The following is a 13552-nucleotide window of genomic DNA, read 5'->3' on the forward strand; positions in this document are numbered from 1 at the left end:
GTCTCGCCGACCGCCGGAAACAGAGCTGCGCGTGTCTGCTGCGTCTGCGCTCTAGACCAAATGTTCTCCTGGGACCGGCGAACATTTAGTCTGGCAGGTTTGAGGTGTCGTTATTGCGACGGGTGGTTACGTCTGCATATTCGGTCATACAGGTCCCCGAACGTCGCCGCCTCAATTATCTCATCCAATTGCGGCGGCCTCCAGCGGTCGCCTTTATCCAAATTAGCTTGGAGCTCTGCGGCGATCAGGCTGTCTCCCCCAACATCAAAGAAGTTATCTTCCAAGCCTATTTCGTTGGAGCCAATAATAGTTTTGATTTCATCAAGAAAAATTCTCCTCGGATCATCGTTGCTAAACATGTTGACCTTTCCTATTTCGACTTCTTCTTTTGGAAAAGATTTTTTATCTTCTTGTGGCTGCTCGTCCGCCGTCGTGAACACCTCCCCCCTTTGCCGTTCTTGCCCCCCCGGGTGCCGCCAAACCGTCGGGCCTGCAGGCTGATCGTCCGGCCAGCATCGGTGACCGTCGAACGAGTACGTTGGAAGGGGAATGCGACGGCGAGTACCGAACGGTTCCAATTGATCACTGGCCCGTTTCCAATCCACCGCAACACCCGCGGCCCAGAGTGCCCCAAGGCATTCCAAAAGGACATGGCGGTCCGTCGACTCTTCATCGTTCTCGTCGCGCGCGGCTGGGACAATCGATGGAATTCGGGTCTTGCAATCCTCCGGGTTGATCGCCCCATGTGCGAAACGCGCCAGATTGCGCGAAGGGCCAAGGTCAATGAGCGCAGTTGCACCAGTTGCGACCACGGCCTGGATAGCGCGATCGAATCGGATAGTCTCAGTTGCTTGCCCACTCCAGTGGCTCTCCGGCAGGGGTACTTTCACACGATGCAGGGATCCTGAATTCAGGGCTATGGCGACATTCGGCAGAGCCTTTTCGAGTACGCGGGCCTGCACGTCGATCATGTCAGTCGCTTGTTTCATCAGCGGAGAATGACTGGGGACGCCGGCTGTATTAAGGAGTTTGTTGGGAATCTCTCGCTGTTTGAGACTTTCCTGAAGCCTTTCCAAAAATTCCCACTTGCCGGTGAACACGACGCTCGTGTTTGAGTTCACGACACCGACGCCGATCTCGCCAGCTTCAGCTCGATCACGCCAAGCGTCCTCCGTGAGGATACGCTCAGCCTCACTCGGGCAGCATTCAGCCGAAAGCATAGCACCATCGATACTAAGATTCGCCATCGACCGGCTCCGAATGACCGACAGCCCAACAGCATCTTCTACTTTTAGAATGCCTGCTAGAGTGGCCACAATGTATTCGCTCATGCTGTGTCCGACGAGATAATCGGGCAGCACGCCGAACAGTTCTAGCAAACGCGCCATGGCGTATTGCACGGAGAAAATCATGACATTGATTTCTTCGAAGGAAGCCGTCCGATTTTCGTCCTCTTCCCCAAACATGACCGTTTCCAGGTCACGATCGAGAACCCGGCGACTAGCGTCGGCACAAGTCAGGAAAGCATTGCGAAAGTCTGGCACGTGATCAAAGAGTTCCTTGAACATTCGCGGGTGCTGCACTCCGCAGCCGGGCAGCATGAACCCAATCGACGGCGAGGAAAGGGTCCGATCAGCCGCACGATCCACTTCTTCTTCCAACCTCGCGATTGCCGTATCTAAGTTGCGCGCCACAATGACGGTTCGATGCTCAAACTGGCATCTCGCCACGCGTAGTGTGTGCGCGACGTCCCCAAGATGGATATCGCGGTTACGCCGCAGGAACGCGGCCAGATTCCGGCAAGCCCGGCTTAGCGCCGAAGGGGTCTTTGCGGATAGGCAAAGAGCGTGAGATCCCCGTTCGACCGATCCGGGCCAAGCCCTGGCATTGTCGCTGTCCCATTCTTGCAGCACGACATGGCAGTTGGTTCCGCCAACACCGAGGCCAGTAACTCCGGCCGTTCGCGAGCGTCCAGGCGGACGGCGCCAAGGTCTAAGCTGCTCATTGATGAAGAAGGGTGTGTCTTCCAGACCTAGATCTTCGTTCAGCCGGTTGATTTTGATGGTCGGTGGGATTACTCCGTGCTGAAGGGTGAGAACTGTCTTGATAAAGCTCGCGACCCCTGAGGCGACGTCGGCATGCCCGATATTCGGTTTAATTGACCCCAGCGCACAGGCGTGCCCCGTCTTCTCTTGCTCCGCGAAGACCTCTGCCAGAGCGCGGATCTCGATCGGGTCGCCGACCTTGGTGCCGGTCCCATGAGTTTCGATATATTCGACATCTTCAGGGCCGAGTGCCGCAGAGGCAAGTGCTTGGCGCACAACTTCGGCCTGGCCTCGCGCGCTAGGCGCCGAGAAGGACGATTTGGCGCGGCCGTCGTTGTTAATGGCACATCCTTTTACCACCGCGTGGATCGGGTCGTTCGCCTCCAGCGCGTCTTCAAGGCGCTTAAGAACGACAACGCCTACCCCATCTCCAAACACCGTGCCACTGGCATCGGCATCAAAGGCTCGGCACACACCGTCCGACGAATTAATGTAGCCCTTGACAAACTGATACCCCGCTTGAGGGAAGGTGATACTCGAGCCCCCTGCCAACGCGATCTCGCAATAGCCGGCCGCGAGCGACTGAGCGGCGACCGCGATCGCCACTAACCCAGTTGAGCATGAGGTTTGCACCGCAATGCTTGGCCCGTTGAGGTTAAGCATGTAGGACACGCGGGAGGCAAGGTAGTCCTTCTCGTTGCCGAGCTCCGTCAGGAAAGCGAGTGGCGCGTTGTTGGGATCGCTGGGGCCGCCCTTCAAATGGTAGCGTAGATAGAGCGAGGAAGAAGCACCTGCAAACACTCCGGTACGGCCTTCATGCTGGGTTGGCGCATATCCGGCCGACTCAAGGGCCTTCCAACAGCATTCGAGAAACAGCCGATGCTGCGGGTCCATTAACGTTGCCTCACGCCTCGAAAGGTTCCAGAAATCCGGATCGAAAAGGTCCACATCGTTGAGATGGGCGCCCACGCGCACGTAATCGGGGCGCTTCAGGACGGCCTCCGGGATGCCCCGGGCCTTGAGTTCCTGCGTGGAGAGCGACGTGATCGAGCACACCCCTTGGCAGAGGTTCTCCCACAGGGCGTCCACCGTCTCCGCGCCAGGAAAACGCGCGGCCATACCAATCACCGCAATGTCAATACCGGGGCTGCGTCGACGGTCCAACGCCTTCACATGCGCCCCACCCGGCAAGACTGGCGGCGTTTTGGGGAGCTTGGCGTTTTGGGGACGTCCCTGCTCAACAACGCGTTTGCGGAGAAGAGCCGCGAGTTCGTTAAAGGTCGGATTGAGGAAGATCTCCACTACGCGGAGCTCCACCTTCAGACTCTTACGAAGGTGCGTACAGAGACCGGCAGCCAGAAGGGAGGTTCCGCCGCAATCGAAAAAGTTGTCGCCTGGATCAGCACCTTCGGCCTGGAGAAGGTCGCGCCAAGCTGCGAGAAGTGCCGGTTCAACCTCGTCGGTACCGGTCACCGGAGCGCACGCCTCTTGCACGAGCGCGCGAAGGCGCGACCTATCAAGTTTCCCGTTGGCCGCTATGGGCAATTCGGTCAGAGCAACGAACTCTGACGGAATTGCGTAGTGCGGCACCTCAGACTTCAAATACGCCCGCAAAGAAGCCTGCCACCCCTTGCACGGATTCGACAAGACTACATAGGCGATCAGCCGATCAGGCTGGCCGGTCGTCGGATTGAGCTCCGGCAATACGGCGGCGGAGCGGACGCCGGCGTATTGAAGCAAAGCAGCTTCTACAGACGCTGGAACGACGCTGTATCCCCGGATCTTCACCATGAAAGCGCAGCGCCCCAAGATCTCTAGTTGGCCGCCGGGCAGCATGCGGCCAAGATCGCCCGTGCGGAACATCGTGCCTTCAGCGCGGAACGGGTCGGGAAGGAACCTTTCGCGCGTCATCTCCGGGCTGTCGAGATATCCATGAGCCAAGACATCGCCGCCGACGAAGACCTCGCCCGAGAAGCCCAGTGGGACGGGATCGCGTTGCTCCTCGAGGATATAGACGCTGACATTGTACTGAGGCGGACCGACCGGTGCGACCTTTTGTATTGTCGCCGGATCGATCTCGCTCAAGTCAATATGCGCGATATCACATGCCTCCGCGGCGCCGTAGTAATTGATGATTCTGACGTGCGGCAGCGCATCCCTCACACGCGCAAGCAACGCTGCCGTTAGTACCTCGCCTGATAGGTAGATAAATCGGAGATCCGAAAGGCGGGAACGGACATCGAGGAAACCGCTGCTGAGAAGAACATCCAACAGTGAAGGAGTTAGCAATATTCTGGAAATTCGATTTCGTTCCAGGTAGTCGACCAGCCGGTGCGGATCGTAGATAACGTCATCAGGGATCAGATAGGCTGGAATCCCGGCGAGGATCGGCCGCATCATGGCCCCGAAGAGATTGACCGCCTCACGCTCATCAGACGCATATGGCAGCGCGTAATAGCGCCACTGGTAAGAGGATACAACGCTTCGATGAGGACAGACAATCCCTTTTGGTTCACCAGTGGTGCCAGACGAAAATGAAATCTCGGCCGGCGCATCGAGATCCACCGTTGGGGGATTGGCCGGACTGGCCTTGCCAAGTTGTGCTTCCCATTCCTTGTCGAGCGAAACCGCAATACCAGACCAGTCAGGCGGAAGCTTAGCCGCGAACCGGTTGTTAGTGACGACGATTTCAACACATGCTTTCTGAAGTATTCTCTTTATCGCAGCGACAGGCACTGCTTTGTCAAGCAAAACGTAGGCCGCCCCTGTCTTAAGAATACCGAACAATGCGACAGCGTATTCAGGTGAAGTATCCATCAGGAGACCCACGCGGGAGCCTCGGCTCTGACCATGTCCGAGGAGGTGCCTGGACAGAATGTCGCTTAGTTCGTCGAGTTCGCGATATGTGATGGTCGCAGCCTCTGAAACGATCGCAGGACTGTCGGGGGTGAGAGCCGCTTGTTTGCGGAATTGCTCATGCAGCGTTAGATTATTATAAGGGAGGACTTCGCCGTGTTGGATGGAAGCTGGAAGTTGTCCCTTCACCTCGCCAACCTCGCGCAGGAGGCTAGACACCACCTCCTCCGTCATGGAATGAGTGAAAAAGTGATCGCCATCAAACATAATCCGAGCGAAGCGCGACGTCGTAAGCCGATGCCATTCGTCTAGGTCATTGGCATTGATATCGTCCTTAACTCCGCCCATTGCGGTGATTGCTGCCTTGAGAGGCGTTGGCAGGTTTCGATCGTAAGTCTCCACAAGTTCGAAGTCGGCCCTCATGGGCGGCAAAATGAATTCCAGTAGCAATTTCTCGTTTGCCAGCGCCTTTGTGGGGACCATGCCAAGGGTACGCACCACATCGGCTAACTTATCATCCGCGTAGGTATACATCGGCGGCTCTTCCGGGGGCAGGTCGGCCGACGGGTGAGCAGACACGACAACATGGAAGGGAGATGGCCGACCGGCCTGCTCCAGAGAGCGAGCAATCTCGTAGGCCACGAGGGCGCCTGCGCTATGGCCGAAGAAAACAAAAGGCCTATCGCTGTACGCCTGGAGCGCCTCGATGACCATGGGTACTAGTACGTCCATGCTGCGGATGGCCGCCTCCGCAGACCGTTTGCCGCGCCCGGGAAGATCCAGGCAAATAAGCTCAACGTCGTCGGGGAGATAGTCAGACCAGGTACGGAATGAGCGCATACTGCCCCCTCCATGAGGGAAACAAATTATCCGATACGACGGCTCAAGTGAACTCTTTACGACGCTAAGCAGTCCGTTGGCTTTACCAGGAATTTGTTCCATCTCTCAAACTACTCCATCAAGATTCCGCCTGAAATGACCATCTCTAAGCGGATGTTATTGATTTATAAAGATTTCCAAGATCTTCCGCGAGGCAGCCCCACTTGTTAGACAGCGCAGGCCCGCATTCTGCAGATGTCGCACCTCATCTACAAAGTATCTGGCCGCCGCATAGCTGTTGCGAGTGCTCGCGCTAACGAAACGGTTCTCGTGCGGCTTCCTCAAGTGCGGTCTATCTATTTAGGTTCATTACAGCTCCTCCCCATAGGCCGGATGGGTGTGAAAGGGCCTTCATGGCGCGCAGGTCTCGTGGCTGAAGGTACAACCTGTACCTCGCCGGTATGCGGGCTTTGGTTATCGAACAGTTCAACGCACCCAGAGTCTACGGTATTGCCCCCATCATCGACGACCATGACGCATTTCGAGTTCGTAGGGCTCCTCGATGATCAGGCGCTGACGTGGGTGCGGTCGCCAGACAAAGACTCAAAAGAGCGTATCCGAAAGTCGGTCAGCGGGACGTCTTCTAGCGGAAACATATGTCCACCCCTCGGGTGATCCGTCCCACGGGATCAGGGAGGATTCCTTGACTAGCTGATGCCGGTCTTGCATCGAAGCTCTCCAGGATAAGCCGTCAACGTTCCCAAGATAAGGGAGGAACTGGCCGAGACGGAGTAATTGATATTGTCAACAGGAACATACCAGCAGCACGCAGCGGTAAAAAGATGTTTTTTACGAATTTTACGTTACGTTATGTAAAGGTTTTTAACGATATTTAATTTTATAGTCTTTTCGAAAAACATCGAAAGCTACGTTTAACAATTCTGCCCAATTTCTGCCAACGTTTTATTTTAATTCGCCCCGAACGATTTCATGCTTGCTCCAGACTAATCTGTGCCTTTAGCTTAGCGTGGCTACATGTGAGGACGTATATGGAGAAGCAGTCCGGTATCCGACGGGAGGGTTCCCCGAAATGAAGTACCTCTACATGGGCGACATCTGAACATCTGTAGCGGGGATCGCGGATCGTCGAGCGATCTACGAATATGTGAACGAAGGGTTCCTTCCCGATGGCGGGCCGACGCCCAACTCCGCAGGCCGTGCAGCACAATTCTGAAACACTCTCGACGAGACAAAGCTTCTGCATTGTCGACGAAAAGGGAGCGCATATCCGACGCCCTCACCGACTGTTCAGGCGACAGCTTTGTCGTTTACCCGGATGTTGGGCGGTAAGCGCGTAGCTGATGCCGTTTAGCGCTGGTAGTTCCAAAGCATGAGCGCCTCGATATCGCTGTTTGGCCAGCCATTGGCGACGCGCTCGAGGGTCTGTGTGAGCCAGGCGTGCGGATCGACCTGGTTCATTTTGGCGGTTTATGCCGCCCGCCGAACTATGCCGAACGGGCGTCGGAGCAACGAGCCGTTTGCGCACACGTGCTGCTGTTTGGCTGGGTGCCACTCCGATTCCATTCGGCATAGTTTCCTGCCTTACAGCGCCTCCAGGAAGGCGAGCAGGCGATCGTCCGGCTGGAAGCGGATTGGCTTGCCCGCGTGATACGGCTGAAGCTTGGCCAGCGCCGTTTCCTTGACTGCGAGATGGGCATGCAGGTAGGTCTGCGTCGTTTCCATCGCCTCATGGCCCAGCCATAGGGCAATGATTGAGCCGTCGACGCCCGCCTGTAGCAGCTCCATGGCAGCGCTGTGCCGCCTGTCTTGGTCGACGGAGGCGGCACTATCTACCCCGCCTGACTATGTTAGGTAGCTTCGACCGGAAATGCAAACGTCTGAGGAACGAGGAAATTTCCCGCAGAGGCGCCCGGGCCACCCGACATAGTCAGTTCGATCACAGGCCGTTCAAGAACTCCAGCAGATTGTCGTCGGGCCGGAATCGGGATGACGTCCCGGAATATGGGGATGTCTTTGCCAACGCCGCCTCCTTCATCGCCAACGTCGCCTCGAGATAGATTTGGGTCGTCTCGACCGATTCATGGCCGAGCCACAGGGCGATGACGGCGATCGACGCCGGCCTGTAGGAGGTCCATGGCCATCGTGTGCCTCAGACGATGAACAGTGACGCGCTTTCCCTTCAGAGACGGGCACATGGCAGAAGCGATCTGACGGTGTTTGTTCAGCATATTGAACGCCATGAACGCTCAGCCGCTCCCTCTGGCGCTGGGAAACAGGATACCTTGGTCTCCGCGCCGAGGCTCTTTCAGCCAGTTTCGCAAGACGGCGGTCGTAGACTTGGCGAACGTGGTGCAGCGTTCCTTGCGCCCTTTACCAATGACGCGCAGGTGGGCCCCCGTGCCGAAGAACAGATCATCCCGCTTGAGACCCGTGATCTCCGATAGCCGCAATCCGGTCTGCACGGCCACCAGCAGGAACGCGTGACCGCGTCGGCCGGACCAGGTCGATTGATCCGGTGCGGCCAGCAACGCATCGACCTCTGGGCGGGTCAGGAAATTGACCAGTGTTCGAGTGAAGCGCTTGCTGGGATTGCGAGCACGCGTTGAATTTGAGCGGAATGCTCGGGTGCTTCGAAGGCGGCATAGCGAAAGAAGGAATGAATCGCCGTGAGGCGCAAGTTGCGGCTGCGGACGCTGATGCCCGCGTGGCTCTCCAGGTCATCAAGGAAGGCAACGATCAACGGCGCGTCGATTTCTGCGAAACTGAGGCGAGATGGCGGCTTATGCAGTGTTCGTGCAGAGAACTTCAGTAACTGCCGAAATGTGTCGCGATAGGAACTGATTGTATTGGGGCTTGCCTGCCGTTGTTGCATCAGGCGTTGGATGAAAAAGCGCTTGAGTGACGCCAGGCTGGCATGCTTGCTTCAGCTCGGTGATGAAGGCGTCCTTCTCGGTCACCACTGCCTGCTAATGCTGACGCGCCGCACTCTCGACCGACAGCTCGAACTGCACCGCCGCAAAGGCTTTCAATACCTCGGGAGGAGGTCCGGGAACTGGCTAAGATCGATCGGCACCTACATGCGCCTTCATAGCAAATCGAAGCAGAAAAGCCCAATAAAACAATGCCGAAACAGGGCGGCTGAGTCATCCTGCCGCAGTCGGCGCTGTTACCCGTTGCGCCATAAACCGTCGCCAATCAAGCCCATCGAACGGCTTCGTATTGAGCCCGAGAAAATCGCATCGTTCCATCCTGGGCAGGATTTTTAGGCGACACCCGTGCTTCGACCGGAAGATCACCGTCACCCCGGAATGCGGATCAAGCTTCAACTCGGTCTGCACCATCAATGCCAGCGCCTGATGACCACAGCGGAAGTCCACCGGCCGCGTCGCGATCACGATCGGCAATCCTTGGCCCGCGACGATCACGCCGTCCCTCGCATCGCCCGAACCAAGGCTGCAACCCGATCAACCGGCACATCGCCGGGAACCCTCACGACGAGGTCTAAGCCTATTTCTATTGTCACGAGCCCCGAAGCGGCCGCGACCGGCTCCGGACCCGGCAAAGCGTCGGTAGCCGTCTTCGGCTCCGTCGTAATCGCAAGTGGCACAAAGGCGGGTTCGATAGGCCCGTCCTCAGAGAGCGGCACGGCCGTCATCAGTTCCGGAGGCAGCGCCAGAAGACCCTGACGTGCTTGTCGTCGCCCAAGAACCCAAGAAAGTTGATGCGCAACGAGATCATGACGACGCGCAACACCAACAACCCGAGCTCCAGGCTGAAGGCTTTCCGCCACAATCCGCGCCTTCAGATCCTTGGTCTATCTGCGTTGGCCAGATAGTTTGAGCATTCGTGTGGTTCGATTGTCTGGACGAGCGCTCCGATGTGTCGCCAGGCGTCTTCGACGGTTCGCTTCTGGGCCTGCCGCATCCAGTGCTTGATCTTGGAGAAAGCCTGCTCGATCGGATTGAGATCCGGCGAATAGGGCGGCAGGAACCAGAGCCGTGCACCGGCCGCCTTTATGATCTGCCGGATAGCTGCCGATTTGTGGCTGCCGAGATTGTCGATGATGACGATATCGCCGGGTTTGAGCGCGGGCACGAGCTGTTGCTCGACATAGGCGCGGAAACACTGGCCGTTGATCGGTCCGTCGAAGACACAGGGAGCAGTCAGCCGATCGCTGCGCAAGGCACCGAGGAAGGTCAGCGTCCGCCAGTGGCCGTGCGGAGCAAAGGCACGCAGGCGCTTGCCCTTTGGTCCCCAGCCTCGAAGCGGCGTCATGTTGGTCTTGATCCAGGTCTCGTCGATAAACACCAGCCGCTCAGGATCGAGATTGCGCTGAAAGGTCTTCCATCGCTCCCGCCTGCGAGCGATGTCGGCGCGGGCTTGCTCAAGGGCGAACAGGGTTTTTTTTGAAGCGCAGTCCCTCGCGCCGGATGAATTCCCAGATCGTATTGTGGGAGACCGTGACGCCGCGTCTTGCCAGTTCATCCTTCAAGCCATGCAGCGTCAGATGCGGGTTCTGATTGAGCCGCTCGGCAATGAAAGCGCGATGCGGTTCCAGAATACGCCTGCGATGCCCGCCCATCTTGCCCGGTGCGCCAGAACCGGTCGCACGATAGCGCTGCGACCATTTCACCACGGACGAGACGGCAACTCCGAAGCGCGCCGCCACCACACGGCTGGTCTCGCCGCTCAAAACCGCTGCCAAAACGCGGTCGCGAAGGTCGTTCGATAAGGGTCGCGTCATCCAATGCTGGCCTCCTTCCAGCCAGCATCTTGATGATGTGGACGCCCCCGCACCGGCTGCGGCTATGATGCCGGCCTGTCATCCGAAGCAGCAAGAGGAGCATTCACGATGAAGATCACGATCATGGGATTGGACCTGGCCAAGAGCGTGTTTCAGGCGCATGGCATCGACGAGACAGGCAACACCGTGCTCGTGAAGCGGTTGCATCGGAAGCAGATGCTGCCCTTCTTCTCAAAGCTACCATCATGCCTGATCGGGATGGAGGCGTGCGGAACAGCGCATCATTGGGCTCGCACGCTCGCGGCGATGGGGCACGAGGTCCGGCTCATCCCGCCGTCCTATGTGAAGGCCTATGTCAAGCGTGGCAAGAGCGACGCGCTGGATGCCGAAGCAATCTGCGAAGCCGTGCAGCGCCCGACGATGCGGTTCGTGCCTGTGAAGACGGTGGAGCAGCAAGGCATTCTCATGACCCACCGCGCGCGAGCGCTGCTCGTTCGCCAGCGCACCATGGTCGCAAATGCGCTGCGGGCGCATTTGGCAGAATTCGGCCTTGTCGCCAATCCCGGCATTGCCAATCTGGCCAAGCTGGCGCAGCAAGCGCTGTCCGATGAGGACGGCCTACCTTCTTATGCACGCACTTCGCTGGATATTCTGATCCGGCAGATCATGGTGTTTACCGATGAGATTGCGGTGCTGGATCAGCAACTTCACGCTTGGCATGTCGACAGCGAAGCCAGTCGTAGGCTCGCAGCGATCCCCGGCCTCGGCGTAGTCACGGCCACGGCTGTTGCTGCCACCGTCACCGATCCCGATCAATTCCGTTCAGGTCGGCAATTTGCCGCTTGGCTCGGCCTGACGCCGCAACAGCATTCGACAGGGGGCAAAACCCAGCTCGGTGGCATCTCCAAGCAAGGAGACCGATATTTGCGCCGATTGCTGGTTGTCGGTGCTACCGCCGTCATCCGTCACACGAAGGACAAGGCAACACCCATGGCGAATTGGATCAGAAAGCTCTTGGAGAAAAAGCCGTTCAGGCTCGTCTCCGTCGCGCTCGCCAACAAGCTCGCGCGGATCGCATGGGTCGTACTGACCCGAAAGGAAGCTTATAGGGCTCATGAGCTGACGGCCTGAGTTCGATCCCAGACAACCCGAATTGGTAACGGCAGTCGATGATGTGTAACGATCGAGCCAATGGTGAGGCCAACCCGTCTGATTCAATGCGCTTCAAAAGCGCGCCAGCTTGATCAGGGACCTCAACGGCGGATTTCCATCAGGGCCAGCGGTCAAACTCTACGCCGCACAAACAGGCCGGACATATGAAAGCAACCGATCAAACCATCCCCGACAAAAGGCCCTTGCCATAGGGGCGTCCACATATGAGATCACAACAACGACGATTCGGGAATCGGCAACGATTCAATCAAACACGGAAACGCTCTAGGACTTTCAGTCTTCAGCTTGCCTCGGCAAGGCGGCCATCACCGGAGGAGTACCCTATTGTCGGAGTCCCCGTTGGCCCAGACATTAAGATCCGGGAGGTGGGGCAAAACAGCGCTTACGGCGGAGTGTGCGATTCCCTAGAAAGCTGGCAATAATTATGTGTAGCCACGGAAAGGGTACAAACCACTTCGTCTTTTGGGGACAAAGTGGAATGGTTTCACGTCGCGGCTCGCTCCAAGACCCGACGTCTTTGCGCCAAAGCGTGATGCAGAACCTCGGCTTGGTCGACCCTGGTCAACCGCCCGCCTTTCATGACAAGCTTTCCGTCGATTATGACTACATCGACCGGGATTTGCGACGACGAAAGCGCGAGCAACCCCCCCACCTTTTCCATAGCAGTGTGCGTTATGTCTTCGGACGCCCTCACTACGATATCCGCACGTTTGCCGACCGAGAGCGTTCCTAGCTCGTCACTAAACCCTATATTCCGCGCGGCATTAGCGGTCTGCATGTAAAACGGCTCCGCGTCGTCCAGGCGCTGGCCAGAGGTCGCCGACAGAAGCAGGCTTGCCATGCCCGCGGTTCCGAGAGCGTGATACATCGTGGTGTCTATGCCAAGCGAAACGCACACGCTTTGCTCGATCAGCTTTGGCATCCGGCAAGGGTCCGCCGGATGCACCGCCCGGTGCAACGCATTATTCGGACACCAGGTTATGCCGGGCCGGTGTTCGACTACGAGCTCCGCATCCAGGTCGCTCATCGAATTCATGTGGCTGAGTGTCGTTCTCTCATGAAGCGCTCCCAATTGATGAAGCCGCGCGACGCCGGATTTGCCATACTTCCTGGTTTCGAGCTCCCGCCACATATGGATGAAACCTTGATGCTGGTTGAAAATCACGCCGGCCTCCAGCGCTAGGTCGATTGCATCGCGCGTCAAGGCATCTGTCGCGGAGCCCTCGCCATAGAGGCAGACATAGCCGGTTACCAGCGGATCCTTATCCGCGTTCCTCGTGAGCTCACGTTCAAGACGTCTGATGACGGTAGCTCGGTCTGCAGGCGCCCTCTCCAGTAGCCGTTTCGTGATCATGCCTGGAGCGTGACTCTCGAAATCGCTCACGTCGTCCCAACCGAACGGCGCCGAGACCATGCCACGCATCCCAATCCGCTGCAGCGCCGAGGCAAATGCATCCGTCTCAAACACTGTCCCGGCCTCCATAAAGCACGTGTAGCCTCTGCGCAGCAGCGCAACGGCCGCCGCCGCAACCAGCGCGTCGGTCGACTCGTCGTCCGTCTGAACCTTCACGTCGGCGTATGACACCTTCGATTGGGAAATCTCATCAATCGAGACGGGCAGGCTATGCAGCGCGATTGAGGTTGCGTGAATATGGGTATCAATCATGCCCGGGTGAACGATGGCGCCCCCGGCATCAATGAAGTCCGGCGACAGGTAGCGTTCCGATAGTGCACGTGTATCGCCTATCGCCAAGATGCGACCGCCGTCGACGGCGATCGCGCCATCCTTGATGTAAGGCGATGCGCGTTCACCGGTGAAGATTTCGCCATTGACTATCAGGTGATCGATCTGTTGCTTGACGGCCATCGCTCGGGGTCCTGTTCAGTTTGTACG

The 13552-nt window shown here is 57.8% G+C and carries 5 protein-coding genes and 4 pseudogenes; 1 reads left to right on the forward strand and 8 read right to left on the reverse strand.

The genetic code is table 11. The features are described 5' to 3' along the window. Window positions 1–110: 110 nt before the first annotated feature. From PYH37_RS30655 to PYH37_RS30685, 7 genes and pseudogenes are all read right to left on the reverse strand, one after another. On the reverse strand, window positions 111–5741 hold the full coding sequence (locus PYH37_RS30655; RefSeq protein ID WP_280736256.1) for a type I polyketide synthase: 5631 nt from the start codon (window positions 5739–5741) through the stop codon (window positions 111–113). Window positions 5742–7088: 1347 nt separating this feature from the next. After that, a pseudogene (locus tag PYH37_RS30660) lies at window positions 7089–7208 on the reverse strand (transposase domain-containing protein); the annotation flags it as partial. Window positions 7209–7322: 114 nt separating this feature from the next. Continuing rightward, window positions 7323–7541, reverse strand: a pseudogene (locus tag PYH37_RS30665) (tyrosine-type recombinase/integrase); the annotation flags it as partial. Between the two features lie 136 nt (window positions 7542–7677). After that, window positions 7678–8613: pseudogene (locus PYH37_RS30670) on the reverse strand (site-specific integrase). Window positions 8614–8884: 271 nt separating this feature from the next. Further along, window positions 8885–9166 carry an IS66 family insertion sequence element accessory protein TnpB gene (gene tnpB, locus PYH37_RS30675; protein WP_280736255.1) on the reverse strand — a complete coding sequence of 94 codons (282 nt, stop codon included), beginning with the start codon at window positions 9164–9166 and terminating at the stop codon, window positions 8885–8887. Then, a pseudogene (locus tag PYH37_RS30680) lies at window positions 9163–9549 on the reverse strand (transposase); the annotation flags it as partial. The gene tnpB and the pseudogene PYH37_RS30680, both read right to left, overlap by 4 nt. Further along, window positions 9543–10485, reverse strand: a protein-coding gene (locus PYH37_RS30685; protein ID WP_425336174.1) for an IS630 family transposase whose coding sequence is annotated in 2 segments (ribosomal slippage) — window positions 9543–10149 and window positions 10148–10485 — 945 coding nt in all. Because the reading frame shifts where the segments join, the coding sequence is not laid out codon by codon here. The gene PYH37_RS30685 and the pseudogene PYH37_RS30680, both read right to left, overlap by 7 nt. A 108-nt stretch (window positions 10486–10593) precedes the next feature. Here PYH37_RS30685 and PYH37_RS30690 point away from each other — a divergent pair. Then, entirely contained in the window at window positions 10594–11616 is a 1023-nt protein-coding gene (locus tag PYH37_RS30690) for an IS110 family RNA-guided transposase (RefSeq protein ID WP_252746836.1), read from the forward strand. 526 nt (window positions 11617–12142) lie between these two features. Here the strand turns inward: PYH37_RS30690 and PYH37_RS30695 are convergent. After that, the gene (locus PYH37_RS30695; RefSeq protein WP_280736253.1) at window positions 12143–13525 is read right to left on the reverse strand and encodes an amidohydrolase family protein; all 1383 of its coding nucleotides are present in this window, start codon (window positions 13523–13525) and stop codon (window positions 12143–12145) included. Window positions 13526–13552 lie beyond the last annotated feature (27 nt).

Origin of the sequence: Sinorhizobium numidicum (assembly GCF_029892045.1) — a bacterium.
Taxonomy (GTDB): Bacteria; Pseudomonadota; Alphaproteobacteria; order Rhizobiales; family Rhizobiaceae; genus Sinorhizobium; species Sinorhizobium numidicum.